Origin of the sequence: Streptomyces goshikiensis (assembly GCF_014650555.1) — a bacterium.
In the GTDB taxonomy this organism is placed as follows: domain Bacteria; phylum Actinomycetota; class Actinomycetes; order Streptomycetales; family Streptomycetaceae; genus Streptomyces; species Streptomyces goshikiensis.
On sequence record NZ_BMVE01000002.1, the window covers coordinates 511,884 to 531,719 of the forward strand.

18 protein-coding genes and 1 pseudogene are annotated in these 19,836 nt (G+C 74.0%); 16 read left to right on the plus strand and 3 right to left on the minus strand.

Going from position 1 to position 19,836, the window contains the following annotated elements; genetic code table 11:
* The first annotated feature begins 19 nt into the window (after positions 1–19).
* From IE248_RS07555 to IE248_RS07570, 4 genes are read left to right on the plus strand one after another with little or no spacing between them, the layout of a single operon-like run.
* Positions 20–703, plus strand: coding sequence for a response regulator (locus tag IE248_RS07555; RefSeq protein ID WP_073797038.1), 684 nt, complete (start codon positions 20–22; stop codon positions 701–703).
* On the plus strand, positions 700–2,136 hold the full coding sequence (locus IE248_RS07560; protein ID WP_190030239.1) for an ATP-binding protein: 1,437 nt from the start codon (positions 700–702) through the stop codon (positions 2,134–2,136). The genes IE248_RS07555 and IE248_RS07560 overlap by 4 nt, the downstream gene beginning before the upstream one ends.
* On the plus strand, positions 2,133–2,714 hold the full coding sequence (locus IE248_RS07565) for a hypothetical protein (RefSeq protein ID WP_159031924.1): 582 nt from the start codon (positions 2,133–2,135) through the stop codon (positions 2,712–2,714). Before IE248_RS07560 ends, IE248_RS07565 begins: the two co-directional genes overlap by 4 nt.
* A 42-nt stretch (positions 2,715–2,756) precedes the next feature.
* Positions 2,757–3,995 (plus strand): cytochrome P450, encoded by a 1,239-nt coding sequence (locus tag IE248_RS07570; RefSeq protein WP_190030240.1) that lies wholly within the window; start codon positions 2,757–2,759, stop codon positions 3,993–3,995.
* On the opposite strand, the gene IE248_RS07575 is transcribed toward IE248_RS07570, so the two are convergent.
* Positions 3,955–4,680 (minus strand): hypothetical protein, encoded by a 726-nt coding sequence (locus tag IE248_RS07575; protein ID WP_073775604.1) that lies wholly within the window; start codon positions 4,678–4,680, stop codon positions 3,955–3,957. The two genes, IE248_RS07570 and IE248_RS07575, sit on opposite strands and share 41 nt — an antisense overlap.
* Positions 4,681–4,782: 102 nt before the next feature.
* Between IE248_RS07575 and ggt the strand changes: the two genes are divergently transcribed.
* Positions 4,783–6,582, plus strand: coding sequence for a gamma-glutamyltransferase (gene ggt, locus IE248_RS07580; RefSeq protein ID WP_073796901.1), 1,800 nt, complete (start codon positions 4,783–4,785; stop codon positions 6,580–6,582).
* Between the two features lie 3 nt (positions 6,583–6,585).
* Here ggt and map read toward each other — a convergent pair whose 3' ends face one another.
* Positions 6,586–7,353 carry a type I methionyl aminopeptidase gene (gene map, locus IE248_RS07585; protein WP_073796900.1) on the minus strand — a complete coding sequence of 256 codons (768 nt, stop codon included), beginning with the start codon at positions 7,351–7,353 and terminating at the stop codon, positions 6,586–6,588.
* Positions 7,354–7,416: 63 nt separating this feature from the next.
* On the opposite strand from map, the gene IE248_RS07590 reads away from it, so the two are divergent.
* The 11 genes from IE248_RS07590 (at position 7,417) to IE248_RS07640 (ending at position 19,236) form a co-directional block, all read left to right on the plus strand.
* Positions 7,417–7,668 (plus strand): helix-turn-helix domain-containing protein, encoded by a 252-nt coding sequence (locus IE248_RS07590; RefSeq protein ID WP_073796899.1) that lies wholly within the window; start codon positions 7,417–7,419, stop codon positions 7,666–7,668.
* Positions 7,669–7,715: 47 nt separating this feature from the next.
* Positions 7,716–8,096: a PPOX class F420-dependent oxidoreductase gene (locus IE248_RS07595; RefSeq protein ID WP_073775601.1), complete on the plus strand. Its 381-nt coding sequence runs from the start codon at positions 7,716–7,718 to the stop codon at positions 8,094–8,096.
* 666 nt (positions 8,097–8,762) lie between these two features.
* A complete protein-coding gene (locus tag IE248_RS38135) occupies positions 8,763–10,073 on the plus strand; it encodes a UL36 very large tegument protein (RefSeq protein ID WP_190030241.1) in 1,311 nt (436 codons plus the stop codon).
* 166 nt (positions 10,074–10,239) lie between these two features.
* Positions 10,240–11,082: a nitrilase-related carbon-nitrogen hydrolase gene (locus IE248_RS07605; protein WP_008737963.1), complete on the plus strand. Its 843-nt coding sequence runs from the start codon at positions 10,240–10,242 to the stop codon at positions 11,080–11,082.
* A gap of 38 nt (positions 11,083–11,120) precedes the next feature.
* On the plus strand, positions 11,121–12,374 hold the full coding sequence (locus tag IE248_RS07610; protein WP_037791227.1) for an aspartate aminotransferase family protein: 1,254 nt from the start codon (positions 11,121–11,123) through the stop codon (positions 12,372–12,374).
* Positions 12,375–12,391: 17 nt separating this feature from the next.
* On the plus strand, positions 12,392–13,792 hold the full coding sequence (gene hydA, locus IE248_RS07615) for a dihydropyrimidinase (protein ID WP_190030242.1): 1,401 nt from the start codon (positions 12,392–12,394) through the stop codon (positions 13,790–13,792).
* A 30-nt stretch (positions 13,793–13,822) separates the two neighbouring features.
* Entirely contained in the window at positions 13,823–14,824 is a 1,002-nt protein-coding gene (locus IE248_RS07620) for a TIGR03842 family LLM class F420-dependent oxidoreductase (RefSeq protein ID WP_190030243.1), read from the plus strand.
* A 34-nt stretch (positions 14,825–14,858) separates the two neighbouring features.
* Positions 14,859–16,361: an NCS1 family nucleobase:cation symporter-1 gene (locus IE248_RS07625; protein WP_190030244.1), complete on the plus strand. Its 1,503-nt coding sequence runs from the start codon at positions 14,859–14,861 to the stop codon at positions 16,359–16,361.
* An 87-nt stretch (positions 16,362–16,448) separates the two neighbouring features.
* A complete protein-coding gene (locus IE248_RS07630) occupies positions 16,449–17,273 on the plus strand; it encodes an inositol monophosphatase family protein (RefSeq protein WP_037791166.1) in 825 nt (274 codons plus the stop codon).
* A gap of 72 nt (positions 17,274–17,345) precedes the next feature.
* Positions 17,346–18,761: a phytoene desaturase family protein gene (locus tag IE248_RS07635; protein WP_008737942.1), complete on the plus strand. Its 1,416-nt coding sequence runs from the start codon at positions 17,346–17,348 to the stop codon at positions 18,759–18,761.
* A gap of 85 nt (positions 18,762–18,846) precedes the next feature.
* On the plus strand, positions 18,847–19,236 hold the full coding sequence (locus tag IE248_RS07640) for a VOC family protein (RefSeq protein ID WP_073796894.1): 390 nt from the start codon (positions 18,847–18,849) through the stop codon (positions 19,234–19,236).
* A 57-nt stretch (positions 19,237–19,293) separates the two neighbouring features.
* On the opposite strand, the pseudogene IE248_RS07645 reads toward IE248_RS07640, so the two are convergent.
* Positions 19,294–19,804, minus strand: a pseudogene (locus IE248_RS07645) (O-acetyl-ADP-ribose deacetylase).
* Between the last annotated feature and the right edge of the window lie 32 nt (positions 19,805–19,836).

Sequence of the window (19,836 nt, forward strand, 5' to 3'; positions counted from 1 at the left end):
CACCTTGGACACCGACCGGATGCCACGCGTACTGCTGATCGAGGACGACCCTTCCATCCGCGAGGGGGTGGGGCTCGGCCTGCGCCGCCGCGGCCACGAGGTCAGCGCCGCCGAGACCGGGGAGGACGGCCTCGCCCTGATGGCGAGCTTCCGCCCCGAGCTGGTGCTGCTCGACCTCATGCTGCCCGGGATCAACGGCGTGCAGGTATGCCGCCGCATCCGCGAGACCAGCCAGGTCCCGATCATCATGCTGACCGCGCGCGGCGACGACTTCGACATCGTCGTCGGCCTGGAGGCGGGCGCCGACGACTACATCGTCAAACCCGCCCGCACCGAGGTCATCGAGGCCCGCGTCAAGGCGGTGCTGCGCCGCCTGAGCACCCCGGCGGGCAGCCGGCCCGAGGTGGAGTTCCACGGCGAGCTCGCCATCGACCGCGCCGGGCTGACCGTCGCCAAGAGGGGCGAGCGCGTCCCCCTCGCCCCCAGCGAGATCAAGCTGCTGCTGCACCTGTCCGCCTCGCCGGAGCACGTCTTCTCCCGACAGCAGCTCCTGGAGTACGTCTGGGACCACAGCTACCACGCCGACGCCCGGCTCGTGGACGCCTGCGTACGCCGCCTGCGCACCAAGATAGAGAACCCGGCCGGCAGCCCCCGCTACATACAGACCGTGCGGGGCTTCGGCTACCGCTTCGGCCCGCTGTGAGGCGGATCGCGCCGCTCGGGCTGCGCACCCGGCTGATCGCGGCGTTCCTGCTGGTCGCCGCGATCAGCGCGGCGACCAGCGCCGCCCTGACCTACCGCGAGGCCCGTACCGCGATCCTCAAGCAGAGCCAGGACACCGCCGTCTCCTCCATGCGCGACCTGGTCGGCCGGCTGTCCCTGCCGCTGCCGCCGCGGCCCGACGAGCTCAAGAGCGCCTGCGCCGACCTCGCCCGCAGCAGCCAGCCGCACTCCTGGATGGTCTACGCCGAATACGCCGGGAACACCGTCTCCTCGGCCGAGTCCCCGAACTCCACCGTCATCACCGACGAACTGCGCGCCGAGGCCCGCACCCGCCCCAACGGCGCCGTCCAGCGGGTCCGCAAGGGCAAGGAGGTCTACCTGACCTTCGCCATGCCGGCCACCTTCAAACACAACGACCGCACCCAGTCGAGCGGCCTCGTCTTCTACGGCGTCATGCCCCTGGCCACCGAGCAGACCACCGTCCAGGCCATGGTCGTCGCCGCCCGCGACGGCGCCCTCCCGGCCCTCGGCATCGCCGTCATCCCCGCCCTGCTCGCCGCCCGCAGCGTCCTCAAGCCCGTCCGCAGGCTGCGCCACGCCGCGCTCAGCCTCGGCCGCGGCAAGCTGGACACCCGGATCGAGGTCAAGGGCTCCGACGAGCTCGCCGACCTCGCCCGCACCTTCAACGAGACCGCCTCGGCGCTGGAGGGCTCGGTCGAGGAGCTGCGCCAGGCCGAGGCCCGGGCCCGGCGCTTCGCCGCGGACGTCTCCCACGAACTGCGCACCCCGCTCGCCGGCATGCTCGCCGTCACCGAGGTGCTCGACGAGGAGGCCGTCCACCTCGACTCCGACACCGCCGCCGCGCTGCGCCTGATCACCGCCGAGACCGGCAAGCTCGCCGCCCTCGTCGAGGACCTGATGGAGATCTCCCGCTTCGACGCCCGCGCCGCCGAACTCCACGCCGACGAGGTCGACGTCGCCGAATTCGTCCGCAAGACCCTGGAACGCAGGCACTGGCAGGACCGGGTCGCCACCGAACTGCCCGCCGGGCTGCGGGCCCGCCTCGACCCGCGCCGCTTCGACGTGGTCCTCGCCAACCTGGTCGGCAACGCCCTGCGGCACGGCGGCGCCGACGTGCACGTCAGCGCCGCCGAGGAGCAGCGGCCGGACGGCGCCCGGCTCGTGGTGCGGGTGGCCGACAGCGGCCCCGGCATCGACCCCGAGGTGCTCCCGCACATCTTCGACCGCTTCTACAAGGCCGACGCCGCCCGCACCCGCTCCGCGGGCAGCGGCCTCGGCCTCGCCATCACCCTGGAGAACGTCCGGCTGCACGGCGGCGGCGTCCGGGCGGCCAACCGGGACGGCGGCGGCGCCCTGTTCACCGTCGAGATGCCCCTGGAGGCCGCCGTATGACCGCCACGGACCGGCGCCGGCGCCGCCGCCGGGCGAGCGCCGCCCCGGCGACCCTGCTGGCGGGCTTCCTGCTCGCCGGGTGCGCGGACGCCACCGGCATCCCCGGCACCGACGTGTTCGAGGTCGGGGACCCCGCGCGGATCAAGGGCGAGGGCGGCACCATGCTGCTCTACCTCGTCGACCGGGAGGGGCGGCTGACCCCCGTCCTGCGCCCCGGTCCGTTCCCGGCCGATCCCGGCTCCGGCACCGCCCCGGCCTCCAAGGCGCCCCTCTACGACACCCCGGCCGGGTTCGCGCTGAGGGCGCTCCTGCGGGGGCCGACCGGCGCGGAGCTCGCCGCCTCGCTCCACACCGAACTGCCCCTGGCCTTCGCCCCGGTGCGCGACCCCGAGCGCAAGGACGGCCTCCTGACCGTCACGCTGCCCTTCCCGGTGACGGCGCTCAGCGAGGCCGCCCGCGGCCAGATCGTCTGCACCGTCGCGCACGCCGAACCGCTCGACGTGGACGCCCGGGTCGTCCTCGCGGGCCAGAGCAACAGCATCGTGCCCGCGCAGGAGTGCCCGGTCCCCGCCAGCTGACACGCTCTTGTGCGGCGCCGCCCCACCCGACACGGTGGACCCGTGGACGTCTTCGACCCCCGGATCTACGCCGCCGGCATCCCCTACGACACCTACCGGCTGCTGCGCGAGCGGCACCCCGTCACCTGGCAGGAGGAGCCGGAGGTCCTCGGCTGGCCCGCCGGGCCCGGCTTCTGGGCCGTCACCCGGCACGCCGACGTCGTCCGGGTGCTGCGCGACCACACCACGTACTCCTCCTGGCTCGGCGCCACCCAGATCCGCGACCCCGACCCGGCAGACCTGCCCTTCCTGCGCCGCACCATGCTCAACCAGGACCCCCCGGGCCACGGGCGGCTGCGCCGGCTGATCTCCCGCGCCTTCACCCCGGCCCGCGTGGACGCCTTCGCCGGCCGGGTGCGCGAGCGGGCCCGTACGCTCCTCGCCGACGCCCGCGCCAAGGCCGAGGACGGCGCGACCGACCTGGTCGCCGCCGTCACCGACGAGTACGCGCTGCTCAACCTGACCGACCTGCTGGGCGTCCCGGCCGCCGACCGGCGCCTGCTGCTGGAGTGGACCGTACGGGTCATCGGCTACCAGGACCCCGAGGACGCGCCCGCGCCCCCGCTCGGCCCCGACGGCACACCGCTGAACCCGCGCTCCCCGGCGCTGCTGGGCGAGATGTTCTCGTACGCCCGGGAACTGGCCGCCCACAAGCGCAACCACCCCGGCGACGACGTGATGACCGCCCTCGCCGAGGCCGGACTGGACCCGGCCGAGCTGGAGATGTTCTTCTTCCTGCTCACCGTCGCGGGCAACGACACCGTACGCGGCGCCGCCCCGGGCGGTCTGCTCGCGCTGGCCCGGGACCCGGACGCCTACCGGCTGCTCGCCGGGGGCCGGGCGGCGATGCACACGGCCGTGGACGAACTCCTGCGCGTCCACCCGCCGGTGCTGAGCTTCCGCCGTACCGCCGCCGTCGACACCGAACTCGCCGGGCAGCCGGTCCGCGCCGGGGACAAGGTGGTGGTCTTCCACGCCTCCGCCAACCACGACGAGCGCGTCTTCACCGACCCCGGCCGCCTCGACCTGCGCCGCACGCCCAACCCGCACGTCTCCTTCGGCGACGGCCCGCACGTCTGCCTCGGGGCCCACTTCGCCCGGCTCCAGCTGCGCGTGCTCTACGAGGAGTGGCGCTCGGCCATGCCCGCCCCCGAACTCGCGGGACGGCCCAGGCGGTTGGTGTCGAACTTCATCAACGGGATCACGCGGCTGCCGCTACGGGTGTCCGGGCCTGCCGGGTGACGTCCGCCAGCAGGTCGACCACGTCCGGGCCGTAGGCGTCGGAGTTGTTCACCTTCAGCACCACGCAGAAGGAGCCCTTGCCGTAGCGGCGCGCCAACTCCTCGTGGTGGCGCGCCAGATAGCGGGCGCCCGCCTGGTTGCTGATCGCGGTCTGCCCCGAGATCAGGAACACCGGCCGGGTCCCGGGCGCCGTCGTCAGCCGGGCCAGCAGCACGTGGTCCACCTGGCCCTTCTGCCAGCGGTACGCCTCGCCGCCGACCTGGATCGACCCCCGGTCCCGGCCGGCCTCGGTGGTCAGGTCGACACGGACCCCCGGCAGCATCGAGGCCAGGTGGGCGGCCGTCCGCGCGTTGGACGCCGGCCCGCCGACGCAGAACTCGGCGCGCTCGCCGAAGCCCTGGCGGACCCCGTCGTGCGAGACGATCTGCAGGTTCGCCCCGCAGTCCTTGATCAGGGCCGATATCTCCAGCAGCGCGAACGCGTCGTTGCGGTGCACCGACCCCTCCGTGCCGCCCATCTGCCGGTTGACCACGAACAGGCAGTCCGAACCGGTCGGCAGTCCGAAGAACGCCTGCTTGCGGCGGAGCGTACGGCGCCACAGGAAGGTCCGGGCGAACCAGCCGAACCCGCCGCTGATGGCGGTGGCCACCACCCCGAGCACGATGTTGCGCACGTCGTCGTTCATGCGGCGGATGGTAGTCGTCCCCGTGTGCTCCTGACGTGGGGGGTGCGGTGAAGTTACAGTGCGGGACCTGGCTCTGACCGGCCGTCGACTGGGAGGTTCGGGATGCGTCGTCCCGCCGTACGTCCATTAGCGCTCGTCGCCCTCGCGGGAGCGCTCGTCTCCACCGGGGCCGCCGCCCCGCCCACCACCGCCGCCGCGCCGCCCAAGGTGCCCGTCGCCGCCGGGTACGGCGGGGCCGTCGCCAGCGTCGACGCCGACGCCTCGGCCGTGGGCATCGCCGTCCTGCGCTCCGGCGGCAACGCCGTGGACGCGGCCGTCGCCACCGCCGCGGCCCTCGGGGTCACCGAGCCCTACTCGGCGGGCGTCGGCGGGGGCGGCTACCTCGTCTACTACGACGCCAAGTCCCGCCGGGTGCACACCATCGACGGGCGCGAGACCGCCCCGGCCTCGGCCACCGCCACCCTGTTCCAGGAGAACGGCGTCCCCATCCCCTTCGAGGAGGGCCAGACCAGCGGCCGCTCCGTCGGCGTCCCCGGCACCCCCGCCACCTGGACCAGCGCGCTCGACGCCTGGGGCAGCCGGCCGCTGCGCCAACTGCTCAAGCCCGCCGAGGAACTGGCGCGCGACGGGTTCACCGTGGACGCCACCTTCCGGTCCCAGACCGAGCTCAACCAGGCCCGCTTCAAGGACTTCCCGGACACCGCGAAGCTGTTCCTGCCCGGCGGGGCCCTGCCGGTGGTGGGTTCCACCTTCAAGAACCCCGACCTGGCCGCCACGTACGCCGAACTCGGCCGCAAGGGCACCGGCGCGCTCTACCGGGGCCCGATCGCCGAGGACATCGTCCGCGCCGTCCGCACGCCCCCGGTGGACCCGGCCGCTTCGCGCAAGGTCCGCTCCGGGGACCTGACCACCCGCGACCTGCGCGCGTACGAGACCAAGCGGCAGGCCCCGACGCAGGTGAGCTACCGCGGCCTGGACGTCTACAGCATGGCGCCCTCGTCCTCCGGCGGCACCACCGTCGGGGAGGCGCTGAACATCCTGGAGGGCACCGACCTCGGCTCGCTCTCCGAGGCGCAGTACCTGCACCGCTTCATCGAGGCCTCGCGGATCTCCTTCGCCGACCGCGGCCGCTGGGTCGGGGACCCGGCCGCCGTGGACGTGCCGACCCGGCAGCTGCTCTCCCAGCGGTACGCCGACTCGCGCGCCTGCCTCATCTCGCCCGACCGGGCGCTGACCAGCCCGCTGGCCCCCGGAGACCCGCGCCGGCCGCAGCCCTGCGCCACCACCGGCCGGGCCGCCCCGACCACGTACGAGGGGGAGAACACCACCCACCTGACGGTCGCCGACCGCTGGGGCAACGTGGTCTCCTACACCCTGACCATCGAGTCCACCGGCGGCAGCGCGATCACCGTGCCGGGGCGCGGTTTCCTGCTGAACAACGAGCTGACCGACTTCTCCTTCGCGCCGGCCGCCCCCGGGGTCCCGGACCCGAACCTGCCCGGTCCCGGCAAGCGGCCGCGCTCGTCCATGTCCCCGACGATCGTGCTGGACGACGGGCGTCCGGTGCTCGCGGTGGGCTCCCCGGGCGGCGCCACCATCATCACCACCGTGCTCCAGACCCTGATCGGGCACCTGGACCGGGGGCTGCCGCTCGTCGACGCCATCGCGGCGCCGCGCGCCAGCCAGCGCAACCAGACCACCACCGAGCTGGAGCCGGGCCTGTGGAACAGCCCGGTCCGGGCCGAGCTGGAGGCGCTCGGTCAGGGCTTCCGGCAGAACCCGGAGATCGGCGCCGCGACCGGCGTCCAGCGGCTGCCGGACGGCCGCTGGCTGGCCGCGGCGGAGACCAGCCGGCGGGGCGGCGGCTCCGCGATGGTGGTCCGCCCGTACGGCAGGCCGTAGGGCTCAGAGGGCGGTCAGGATCCTCGGGCCGTCGGCGGTGATCGCCACCGTGTGCTCCGCGTGCGCGGCGCGGCTGCCGTCGACGGTGCGCAGGGTCCAGCCGTCCTCGTCGCACCGGTAGTCGTCCGTACCGCCCGCGATCACCATCGGCTCGATCGCGAGGACCATGCCGGGGCGCAGCTTCATGCCGCGCCCCGGCGGGCCCTCGTTGGGCACGCCCGGGTCCTCGTGCATGCTGCGGCCGATGCCGTGGCCGCCGAAGCCGTCCGGAATGCCGTAGCCGGCGGCGCGGCAGAGCGTGCCCACGGCGTGGGCGATGTCCCCGATCCGGTTGCCGGGCACGGCGGCGGCGATGCCGGCCGCGAGGGCCGCCTCCGCGGTCTCGATGAGCCGCAGGTCGGCGGGGCGGGCCCGGCCGACGGTGAAGCTGACGGCCGCGTCACCGACCCAGCCGTTCAGCTTGGCCCCGAAGTCGGCGCTGACGAGGTCGCCGTCGCGCAGCCGGTAGGGGCCCGGGACGCCGTGCACGATCGCGTCGTTGACGGAGACGCAGAGGACGGCGGGGAAGGGCACGGGCGCGAACTGCGGCCGGTACCCGAGGAAGGGCGAGGTCGCGCCGGCCTCGCGGAGCACCGCGTGGGCCGCCTCGTCCAGCTCCTGGAGGGAGGTGCCGACCCGGGCGGCCTCCCGGACCGCCGCCAGGGCGTGGGCCACCACCCGGCCGGGGGCGCGCATCTCGTCGATTGCCTGATCGGTCTTGAGTTTCACCATGCCAATAACTATACCGGTATAACTTTAACGGGATAGTTATTGGGGGTGGGGTAGGGTGGGCACATGGTCCGTACCCCTCTCACCCCCGAAGAGCGCGAGCGCGGCGAGCGGCTCGGCGCGCTGCTGCGCGAGGCGCGTGCCGGCCGCAGCATGGTCGAGGTCGCGGCGAGCGCCGGGCTGTCCGCCGAGACGCTGCGCAAGATCGAGACGGGTCGCGCGCCCACCCCCGCCTTCTTCACCGTCGCCGCCCTCGCGGAGGCGCTCAACCTCTCGCTCGACGACGTGATGCGGCGCTGCGCCTTCGTGCCGGTCTGAGCGGCGCCGGGGAGGCCGGGTCGTGCGGCACCCCCTAGGGTCGGGGGATGACGCTTGAGGAGCTCGGCAAGGCGCGGTACGTCAGTCTCACCACCTTCCGCAAGGACGGCACGCCGGTGGCCACCCCGGTGTGGGCGGTGACGGACGGCGAGGAGCTGTACGTGTGGACGCGCAGCGATTCGTGGAAGGTGAAGCGGATCCGCAACAACGGGCGGGTCACCGTCACCGCGTGCGACGTGCGGGGGCGGGTGGTGGAGGGCGCGCCGGTGCTGGAGGGCACGGCGCGGCTGCTGGACGAGGACGGGCTGGGGCGGGTGCGCCGGCTGCTCTCCCGCAAGTACCGCTGGCAGTTCTGGTTGGTGGACGTACCCGCCGCGGTGTTCCGGCGGGGCGCCCGGCCGCACACCGGGATCGCCGTCAAGCTTTGAGACTCCCGTAGCCCGCCCGTAACACGGATGCGATGCAATGCGGTCATGGAGACCGCGACTTCGCTGGCGATCGCTCAACTCTCTCAGTACCTGAGGGCGTTGACGGGGAGACTGGATCCCGGAGCGGGCTGGTACGGAGAGTTCCTGCGGCGGGACCCGGCCGGGATGCGGGCCTGCCTCGACGGGACGGCGATGCCGCCGTGGGACGTCGTGGAGTCGCTGCTCGGGGACGCGGGCGCGGACGACCGGGAGGCGCGGTACGCGGCCCTGCTGCGGGCGGCCGCCGTCACCGCGTGGGACGCGCGGCCGGGCGGGGCGCAGGAGCTGCGGACCCTGCTCGCGGCGGCGGTCGCCGAGCGGGCGGCGTCCGAGGCCGCCCTGCGGGACCTCACGGCCCGCCTCGCGGCGGCGCCGGGGCCGCCGGAGGCGGAGTCCCTCGGCCGGGAGCTCGCCTGGACCCGGGACGACGCCACCAGGGCCGCTGCCCGCTGCGAAGACCTCACCCACCGCCTCAAGAAAACCCCTTTACCGCCCCCCGTCCCCGCCTCTCCTCCAACCCCGGCCCCCACGGCCCCCGCCGGCCCCGTGCCGGGGCGCGTGGGTTCCGGCCGTCAGGGGCACGTTGGGTCGGAATCCGGGGCGGACGACGCGTGGCCGGAGGTCGAGGTGCCGCCCCCGCCGGTGGGCGACGGGGTCGCGGCGCCGGTGGGGCGGGCCGAGGGGCGGTGGCTACGGGGTGGCCGGCGGGCCGGGGGCGCCCGGTACGCCGGGGCGGCGGCCCCGCAGACCCCGGCGTTCACCCCGCCGCCGGGCGCCGCGCCGCGGCCCCCGCGCGGCGCCCGCTTCGCCCCGCCCGAGGCCACGGCGCCGGAACCCGTCCTCCCCGCCCCGCGCGGCGCCCGCTTCGGCCCCCCGGCGCCCTCGCCCTCCCGTGTCACCCCTGACCCCCGCCCCGCGCCCCCGGCCGAAAGCGGCCCCGAGGCCGGGCGGTTCGCCCCGGACCCCCGGTCCGGCCAGGGCGGCGCACGGGCGGGGACCGGATCCCCGTCCGGGCCTTTCCCCGACCACGGCGTGCCCGTCGGGACGGCCGGGGGTCCCGGGCCGCAGGCCGCGCCGGACCTGGCCGGTTCCGGGGAGTTCACCGCTCACGGTGGCCCGGTCCAGGCGGGTTCCGGGGGCGGGGACCACGGCGTGCCCGCCGGGGCCTCCGGGGCTCAGGCCGCGCCGGGCTGGGCCGGTTCCGGGGAGTTCGCGGCGCACGGTGGGCCGGGCCAGGCGGGTTCCGGGGGCGGGGACCACGGCGTGCCCGCCGGGGCTCAGGCGGCGCCGGGCCAGGCTGGTGCCGGGGCCGCCGGGGCCGCCGGGGCCGCCGGGGCTGCCGGGGCTGCCGGGGCCGCCGGGGTCTTCGGGGCTCAGGCCGCGCCGGGGCGGGGCGGTGCCGGGGGTGTCGGTCGTGGTGGGGTTCGGGGGCTGGTGGCCGGGTTGGTGGGGTTGCGGGCGGAAGGGCGGAGCGGGGAGGCGCACGCGGTGTTGTGCGAGGCCGCCGCCGGGCCCGCCGGGTCGTTGCCCGGGCTCGCCGTCGAGCTGGGGCGGGCCGGGCTCGGGGCCGACTGGGCCACGCTGCTGTGGGAGGCGGCCTCGCTGCCGCCCGAGCGGCTCGCCGCCGCGGCCGCGGCCCTCGGTGACGCCGGCCGGCACGCCGACTGCGACGCGCTCCTGCGCCAGGGCGCCGCCCGCCCCACCGCCGACGTCGCCGACGCCGCCCAGGCCCTCGCCACCGCCGGCCGCACCCGCGAGACCGACACCCTGCTCGGCGCCTTCGTCCGCGTGCGCACCGCGGAGGAGGCCGCCGCGCTGGCCCGCCGCGCCCCGCAGTGGTTCGCCCCGCGCCTGCTGCGCGCCGCCCGCGCGGTCTCCGCCTCCCGCCACCGCGATCTCGCGCACGCCCTCCGCGCGGCCGGAATCGCCACGGCGTAAACCGCCCGTCTCGTGATCGCAAACGATCGCTGGGCGACGTAACGTGATCGACTACTCCAACCGCGCACGGCGCTCTTGCCCCACGGGATGACGAGGCCTACGTTCTACTCCCTACGCACTCCGTCTACGTGCGTAGAACCGGCGTTCCCGTCGCGAGGAGCAGCTCATGGCCCAAGTCGTCCGCGCCGCACTGGTCCAGGCCACCTGGACCGGAGACACCGAGTCGATGATCGCCAAACACGAGGAACACGCCCGCCGGGCCGCCGCCCAGGGCGCGAAGATCATCGGGTTCCAGGAGGTGTTCAACGCCCCCTACTTCTGCCAGGTCCAGGAACCCGAGCACTACCGCTGGGCCGAGCCCGTCCCCGACGGCCCCACCGTCCAGCGCATGCAGGACCTCGCCCGCGAGACCGGCATGGTGATCGTCGTACCGGTCTTCGAGCGGGAGTCCGAGGGCTTCTACTACAACACCGCCGCCGTCATCGACGCCGACGGCAGCTACCTCGGCAAGTACCGCAAGCACCACATCCCGCAGGTCAAGGGCTTCTGGGAGAAGTACTACTTCCGCCCGGGCAACCTCGGCTGGCCCGTCTTCGACACCGCCGTCGGCCGGATCGGCGTCTACATCTGCTACGACCGCCACTTCCCCGAAGGCTGGCGCCAACTGGGCCTCGCCGGAGCGCAGCTGGTCTTCAACCCCTCCGCCACCCACCGCGGCCTCTCCGCGCACCTGTGGCAGCTGGAACAGCCCGCCTCCGCCGTGGCCAACGAGTACTTCGTCGCCGCGATCAACCGGGTCGGCCAGGAGGAGTACGGCGACAACGACTTCTACGGCACCAGCTACTTCGTCGACCCGCGCGGCAAGTTCGTCGGGGAGGTCGCCAGCGACAAGGAGGAGGAACTCCTCGTCCGCGACCTCGACTTCGACCTGATCAGGGAGGTCCGCGAGCAGTGGGCCTTCTACCGCGACCGCCGTCCCGACGCCTACGGAGGACTCGTACAGCCGTGACCAACCCGATCCCCCTGCACAGCCGGCACCGCTCCGTCATGCCCGACTGGCTCGCGCTGTACTACGACCGCCCGCTCGAACTCACCCACGGCGAGGGCCGCCACGTCTGGGACGCCGAGGGCAACCGCTACCTCGACTTCTTCGGCGGCATCCTCACCACGATGACCGCCCACGCCCTCCCCGAGGTCACCAAGGCCGTCGCCGAGCAGGCCGGGCGGCTCATCCACTCCTCCACCCTGTACCTCAACCGCCCGATGATCGAACTGGCCGAGCGGGTCGCCGCCCTCTCCGGCATCCCCGACGCCCGGGTCTTCTTCACCACCTCCGGCACCGAGGCCAACGACACCGCCCTGCTGCTCGCGACGACGTACCGCCGCTCCAACCAGATCCTGGCGATGCGCAACAGCTACCACGGCCGGTCCTTCTCCACCGTCTCGATCACCGGCAACCGCGGCTGGTCCCCGACGAGCCTCTCGCCCCTCCAGACCTACTACGTCCACGGCGCCGTCCGCAGCCGCGGCCCCTTCGCGGAACTCGGTGACGCCGCGTTCACCGCGGCCGCCGTCGCCGACCTCGAAGACGTACTGGGCCAGGCCCGCGGCGGCGTCGCCGCCCTCATCGCCGAGCCGATCCAGGGCGTCGGCGGCTTCACCTCCCCGCCCGACGGCCTCTACGGGGCGTTCCGCGAGGTCCTGGACCGCCACGGCATCCTCTGGATCAGCGACGAGGTGCAGACCGGCTGGGGCCGTACCGGAGAACACTTCTGGGGCTGGCAGGCCCACGCCCAGAACGGCCCGCCGGACATCCTCACCTTCGCCAAGGGCATCGGCAACGGCATGTCCATCGGCGGTGTCGTGGCCCGCGCCGAGGTGATGAACTGCGTCGACTCCAACTCCATCTCCACCTTCGGCGGCTCCCCGGTCACCATGGCCGCAGGCGTCGCCAACCTCGGGTACCTGCTGGAGCACGACCTCCAGGGCAACGCCCGCCGCGTCGGCGGCCTCCTCCTGGAACGACTGCGCGCCATCGCCGCCACCGTGCCCGCCGTACGGGAGGTCCGCGGCCGGGGCCTGATGGCCGGGCTGGAGCTGACCCGGCCCGGCACCGACCAGGCCGACCCGGACGCGGCCGCCGCCGTCCTGGAGGCCGCCCGCGCCGGCGGCCTGCTGCTCGGCAAGGGCGGCGGGTACAACACCAGCGTGCTGCGCATCGCGCCGCCGCTCTCCCTCACCGTCGCCGAGGCGGAAGAGGGCGCCGAGATCCTCGCCGAGGCCCTGCACAGCCTCACCTAGCCACGGGGAGACGCCACATGACCCACCGCACCCTCATCCGCGGCGGCCTCGTCATCACGGCCGCCGACGAGCTCCACGCCGACGTGCTGATCGAGGACGGCCGCGTCGCCGCCCTCGCGGCCCACGGCTCGGCGGCCGCCGAGGCCTGGACCGCCGACCGTACGATCGACGCGAGCGGGAAGTACGTCATCCCCGGCGGGGTCGACGCGCACACCCACATGGAGCTGCCCTTCGGCGGTACCGCCGCCTCCGACACCTTCGAGACCGGCACCCGGGCCGCCGCCTGGGGCGGCACCACCACCATCGTCGACTTCGCGGTGCAGAGCAGGGGCCAGGCCCTGCGCCAGGGACTCGACACCTGGTACGAGAAGGCCGACGGCAACTGCGCCATCGACTACGCCTTCCACATGATCCTCTCGGACGTCAACGAGGGGACCCTGAAGGAGATGGACCACCTGGTGGGGGAGGGGGTCACCTCCTTCAAGCTGTTCATGGCCTATCCGGGCGTCTTCTACAGCGACGACGGGCAGATCCTGCGCGCCATGCAGCGGGCCTCCGGCAACGGCGGCCTGATCATGATGCACGCCGAGAACGGCATCGCGATCGACGTCCTCGTCGAACAGGCCCTGGCCCGCGGCGAGACCGACCCCCGCCACCACGGAGAGGTCCGCAAGGTCCTCCTCGAAGCCGAGGCCACCCACCGGGCCATCCAGCTCGCCCGGGTGGCCGGCTCCCCGCTCTACGTCGTCCACGTCTCGGCGGAGGAGGCCGTCGCCGAGCTCGCCGCCGCCCGCGACAAGGGCCTGCCGGTCTTCGGCGAGACCTGCCCGCAGTACCTGTTCCTGTCCACCGACAACCTCGCCGAGCCCGACTTCCAGGGCGCCAAGTACGTCTGCTCCACCCCGCTGCGCCCGCGCGAGCACCAGGCGGCGCTGTGGCGGGGCCTGCGGACCAACGACCTCCAGGTGGTCTCCACCGACCACTGCCCGTTCTGCTTCAGCGGCCAGAAGGAGCTCGGCCGCGGCGACTTCTCGAAGATCCCCAACGGCCTGCCCGGGGTGGAGAACCGGATGGACCTCCTCCACCAGGCCGTCCTGGACGGGCACATCAGCCGCCGCCGCTGGATCGAGATCGCCTGCGCGAGCCCGGCCCGGATGTTCGGCCTCTACCCCCAGAAGGGCACCATCGCGCCGGGCGCCGACGCCGACATCGTCCTCTACGATCCGCACGCCGAGCAGGTCATCTCCGCCGAGACGCACCACATGAACGTGGACTACTCGGCGTACGAGGGCAAGCGGATCACCGGACGCGTCGACACGGTCCTCTCGCGCGGCGAAGTCGTCATCGACCGGCGCGAGTACACCGGCCGGGCCGGGCACGGCGTCTTCGTCCCCCGCTCCACCTGCCAGTACCTGTAAGGGCCCAGCAGCAAGTAGCAAGGAGCCGCCATGGACTTCGGCCTCGTCCTGCAAACCGACCCGCCCGCCTCCGGCGTCGTCAGCCTCATGAAGCGCGCGGAGCGCAACGGGTTCCGCTACGGCTGGACCTTCGACTCGGCCGTGCTGTGGCAGGAGCCGTTCGTCATCTACAGCCAGATCCTCGCCCACACGCAGAAACTGCGCGTCGGCCCGATGGTCACCAACCCGGGCACCCGCACCTGGGAGGTCACCGCCTCCACCTTCGCCACCCTCAACGACATGTACGGCAACCGCACGGTGTGCGGGATCGGCCGCGGCGACTCGGCGATGCGGGTCGCCGGGCGCAAGCCCAACACCCTGGCCCGTCTCGGCGAGGCCATCGACGTCATCCGCGACCTCGCCGAGGGCCGCGAGGCCCTCGTCGACGGCAATCCGTTGCGGCTGCCCTGGGTCAAGGACGGCGAGCTGCCCGTCTGGATGGCCGCGTACGGCCCCAAGGCCCTCGCCCTGGCCGGGGAGAAGGCCGACGGGTTCATCCTCCAGCTCGCCGACCCCTTCCTCACCGAGTGGATGGTCAAGTCGGTCCGGGACGCCGCCGCGGCGGCCGGCCGCGACCCGGCCGCGATCACCATCTGCGTCGCGGCCCCCGCGTACGTCAGCGAGGACCTGGACCACGCCCGCGAACAGTGCCGCTGGTTCGGCGGGATGGTCGGCAACCACGTCGCCGACCTCGTCTCCCGCTACGGCGAGCACTCCGGCATGGTCCCCGAGGAACTCACCGAGTACGTCAAGGCCCGCCAGGGCTACGACTACAGCCACCACGGCCGCACCGGAAACCCCTCCGCCGACTTCGTCCCCGACGAGATCGTCGACCGCTTCTGCCTCCTGGGCCCGGCCGAAGCCCACATCGAAAAACTCCGCGCCCTGCGCGACCTCGGCGTCGACCAGTTCGCGGTGTACGACATGCACGACGCGAAGGAGGCCACGATCGACGCCTACGGGCAGTACGTGATCCCGGCGCTCAGAGCCTGATCCTGCTCCCCACCCGACCCGAAGGGGTGTGCTCATGGCGGACCGCACGGCCGGCGAGACCCGGGACCGAGTGGAGCTCGCACCCGGCGAAGTCCCCTCGGACGACCGCTTCGCCAACGACGACCTGCTCCCCGTACCGGTCGGGGCCAGGCGCTGGACGACGTACAACTTCGCGGCCCTGTGGGTCGGCATGGCGCACAACATCCCCTCCTGGCTGCTCGCCTCCGGGCTGGTGGCGCTGGGGATGGACTGGAAGCAGGCGGTCTTCACCATCGCCCTCGCCAACGTCATCGTGCTGGCACCGATGCTGCTCACCGGGCACGCGGGCCCCAAGTACGGGATCCCGTTCCCGGTGCTGGCCCGGGCCTCGTTCGGGGTGCGCGGGGCCAATCTGGCCGCGCTGATCCGGGCCGGTGTGGCCTGCGCCTGGTTCGGGATCCAGACCTGGATCGGCGGGTCGGGGATCTACGTCCTGCTCGGCGAGATCTTCGGCGGCTGGGGCGACGCGGGGCAGATCGCCGGTCAGCCCTGGCCGCTGTGGCTGTGCTTCCTCCTCTTCTGGATCCTCGAACTCGCCATCATCTACCGGGGGATGGAGACCCTGCGGCGCTTCGAGAACTGGGCCGCGCCGTTCGTCATCGTCGGCGCGCTCGCGCTCTTCGTGTGGATCGGGCTGAAGGCGGGCGGCTTCGGCGAGCTGCTCAGCCAGCCGTCCGAACTCGGCTGGGGAGCGGAGTTCTGGCCGGTCTTCTTCCCGTCGCTGATGGGGATGATCGCCTTCTGGTCCACCCTCTCGCTCAACATCCCGGACTTCACCCGCTTCGGCGCCGGCCAGCGCTCCCAGATCCTCGGGCAGACGCTGGGCCTGCCGACCACGATGACCCTGTTCGCGCTGCTGTCGGTGTTCGTCACCTCCGGCTCGCAGGCGGTGTACGGCACGCCGATCTGGGACCCGGTGGAGCTGGTCGCCAAGGCGGACAGCGTCTTCGGGCTGCTCTACGCCCTGGTGACGGTGCTGGTCGCGACCCTCTCGGTGAACATCGCGGCGAACGTCGTCTCCCCCGCGTACGACCTGGCCAACCTGGCGCCACGCCTGATCAACTTCCGCACCGGGGCGATGATCACGGGCGTGGTCGGCGTGCTGATCATGCCGTGGAAGCTGACCTCCACCCCCGAGCTGTACATCTTCACCTGGCTCGGCCTGGTCGGCGGGCTGCTCGGCACCGTCGCCGGGATCCTCATCGCCGACTACTGGATCGTGCGGCGCACCCGGCTGTCGCTGCCCGACCTCTACCGGGCGGGCGGGCCGTACTGGTACCGGGGCGGCTGGAACCCGAAGGCGCTGGCGGCCTTCCTCGTCGGCGGGGTGCTGGCCACCGGGGGCTCCCACTCGGCGCCCGGCCAGGGACCCTTCCCGCAGGACGGGCTGATCCCCTTCCTGCGGCCGCTCGCGGACTACGGCTGGGCGGTCGGTCTGGGCTCGTCCCTGCTGCTGTACACGGTCCTCATGCGCGGGGAGCGGCGGGCCGGGCGGTGAGGCGTTCACCGGCGGGCCATCCCGTGTCCGGCGGTCCGTCGGGCATCGGCGGTGGGGTTTGTCGGACGGGCGTGCTTTGCTGGGGGCATGATCGATGAATTTCTGGCCCGTGACCTGTCCGCCGTGGAAGAAGCCGTGCGCAAGGCGGCCGCGGTCGAGATCATGCCGAGATTCCGCCAGCTCGCCGACCACGAGGTGGACGAGAAGAGCGGCCCGCACGACCTGGTGACCGTCGCCGACCGCAAGGCCGAGGAGCACCTCACCGCCGCGCTCACCCGGCTGCTGCCCGGCTCGGCGGTGGTCGGCGAGGAAGCCGTGCACGCGGACCCCGCCGTGTACGGGGCGCTGCGCGCCGACGCCCCGGTGTGGATCGTCGACCCGGTCGACGGCACCCGCCAGTTCGTGAACGGGGACCCCGCCTTCTGCACCCTGGTCGCCCTGGCCGTGCGCGGCGAGATCCTCGCCTCCTGGACCTTCGCCCCCGCGCTGGAGGAGCTGGCGACCGCCGTGCGCGGGCAGGGCGCCTACGTCAACGGCGAGCGGATACGCAGCGGTTCGCCGGAGCCGGGCGCCGCGCTGCGGGTGGCGATCGCCCACCCCCTCTACACCAGCGAGGCGGACAAGCGGACCCTGTCCCGCCTGGACGTCCCCGGGGTCGCGCCCCGCCCCTGCGGCTCGGCCGGCCTGGAGTACCTGAAGGTGGCGCGCGGCGAGATGGACGGCCTCGCCTTCACCTGGCCCTCGGCGTGGGACCACGCGGCCGGACTGCTCCTGGTCGGCGAGGCGGGCGGCGCGCAGAGCACCGTCGGCGGAGTGCCGTTCCGCGTGGACCGGGACAACGAGCTGCCGTTCGCGGTGGGCCGGGACGAGGCGACGGCGGTGCGGATCCGCGAACTGCTGCGCGGCGCGTAACCGGCCGCGGGTCCCGGGCCCCGGGCCCATATCCTGGACACGATGCCGCTGCCGGACGAAGGAGTCGCAAAGGTGCCGTCGATTCTCGATGCGGTCGTGGTGGGGGCGGGGCCCAACGGGCTGACGGCCGCGGTCGAACTGGCCCGGCGGGGCTTCTCGGTGGCCGTGTTCGAGGCGGCCGACACCGTCGGCGGCGGAGCCCGGACCGAGGAACTCACCCTCCCCGGCTTCCGGCACGACCCCTGCTCCGCCGTGCACCCGCTGGGCGCCGGCTCCCCGGTCTTCGCCACCATGCCGCTGGGGCGGTACGGGCTGGAGTGGCTGCACGCGCCGCTGCCCATGGCCCACCCCTTCGACGACGGCACCGCCGCCGTGCTCTCCCGTTCCGTCGCCGAGACGGCCGCCTCGTTCGGGCCGCGCGACGCGGGCGCCTACCGGCGGCTGGTGGCCCCGTACCTCGGCAAGTGGGACACCCTGGCCCGGGATTTCATGTCGCTGCCGTCCACCGCGCTGCCCCGGGACCCCGTCACGCTCGCCCGCTTCGGGCTCACCGGGCTGCCGCCCTCCACCTGGCTGCTGCGCCGCTTCCACGAGGACCGGGCGCGGTCGCTGTTCGCCGGGCTCGTCGCGCACGTCATCGCCCCGCTCGGCGGCATCGCCACCGGCGCGGTCGGCCTGGTGTTCGCGCTCGCCGCGCACGCGAACGGCTGGCCGATGCCGCGCGGCGGCTCCCAGTCCATCTCGGACGCGCTCACCGGCTACCTGCGCGACCTCGGCGGGAGCGTCCACACCGGCTTCGAGGTCAAACGCCTCGACGAGCTCCCGCCGGCCCGGGCGTACGTCTTCGACACCTCGCCGACCGCGCTGGCCCGGATCGCCCGGCTGGGGCGCGCCTACGACGGATACCGGTACGGGGCCGGAGTGTTCAAGATCGACTACGCCCTGTCGGGCCCCGTCCCGTGGACCGCCGAGGCACCGCGCCGGGCCGGCACCGTCCAGATCGGCCCGCGCTCCGCCGACATCGACGCCGCCCTGCAACTGGCCTCCGGCGGGCGGGCCCCCCGCAACCCCTTCCTGATCACCGCGCAGCCCAGCCTGGTCGACCCCGGCCGGGCGCCCGAGGGCAAGCACGTGTTCTGGGCGTACGGGCACGTCCCGGCCGGCTGGGACGGCGACCTCACCGACGCCGTCGAGCGGCAGCTGGAACGCTTCGCCCCCGGCTTCCGCGACCTGGTGCTCGCCCGCGCCACGGCCGGACCCCCGCAGCTGGCCGCCCGCAACCCCAACTACATCGGCGGGGACATCGCCTGCGGCGCCGCCTCGGGCCTCCAGCTGCTGCTGAGGCCCAAGCTCAGCCTGTTCCCGTACGCGACGGCCCACCCGGCGGTGTTCCTCTGCTCCTCGGCCACCCCGCCCGGCCCGGGCGTGCACGGCATGTCGGGCCACAACGCCGCGAAGGCCGTGTGGCGGCACCTGCGCGAGCGCTAGGGCCCGTCCGCGCACCCCGGACGGGCGGTGCGTGCGCCCGGCATCGGGGAGACGATGGGGAGAGGGGCAACGGAAGGCGGTCACCATGCTGGGAGCGAGCAAGGCGTTCGGCAGCTACTCGGTGGACAGCATCGGGGCGGCGAAGGAGTTCTACGGGCAGACGCTCGGGCTGGACGTCGCCGTGGACGAGACGATGGGCATCCTGGCGGTGCACCTCGCCGGGGGCCATGACGTGATGCTCTATCCCAAGGACGACCACCGGCCCGCGGAATTCACCGTCCTGAACTTCACCGTCGACGACATCGACGAGGCCGTCGACGCCCTCGCCGCGCGCGGCGTGTCGTTCGAGGTCTACGACGGCTTCGACCAGGACGCCAAGGGCATCGCCCGCGACGCCCGGACCGGCCCGTCCATCGCCTGGTTCAAGGACCCGGCGGGCAACATCCTGTCCGTGCTCCACGAAGGCCCGGCGTAGCGGCGGGCCCGCGCGGCCAGCGGGGCCCGCGGCGGCCGGAGCGGCCCGCGGGGCGCCCTACGGGTTCACGCGCTCCGCGAAGGCCCCGGCCGCCGCCTCGTCGAAGAGGACGAAGCGGACCTCCTCCACGGCCGTGGCCGCCGCCCGTACCGTCTCGACCGCGATCCGCGCCGTCGTCCATCGGCCAGCCGTAGACGCCCGTGGAGATCGCCGGGAAGGCCACCGTACGGGCGCCCAGCTCGTCCGCCACCCGCAGCGACTCGCGGTAGCAGGAGGCGAGGAGCGCCGAGCGGTCCTCCTCGCGGGACCAGACGGGACCCACCGTGTGGATGACCCACCGGGCCGGGAGCAGGCCCGCCGTGGTGGCGACCGCCCGGCCCGTCGGCAGGCCCTTGCCGTAGTGGGAGGCGCGCAGCGCCCGGCAGGCCTGAAGGATCTCCGGCCCGCCGCGCCGGTGGATGGCACCGTCCACACCGCCGCCCCCGAGCAGGGAGGAGTTCGCCGCGTTGACGACCGCGTCGGCCTCCTCGCCGGTGATGTCGCCCAGGACGAGTGCGATGCGGGTCATCGGGGGGTTCCCTTCGGGAGCGGCCGGGCGGA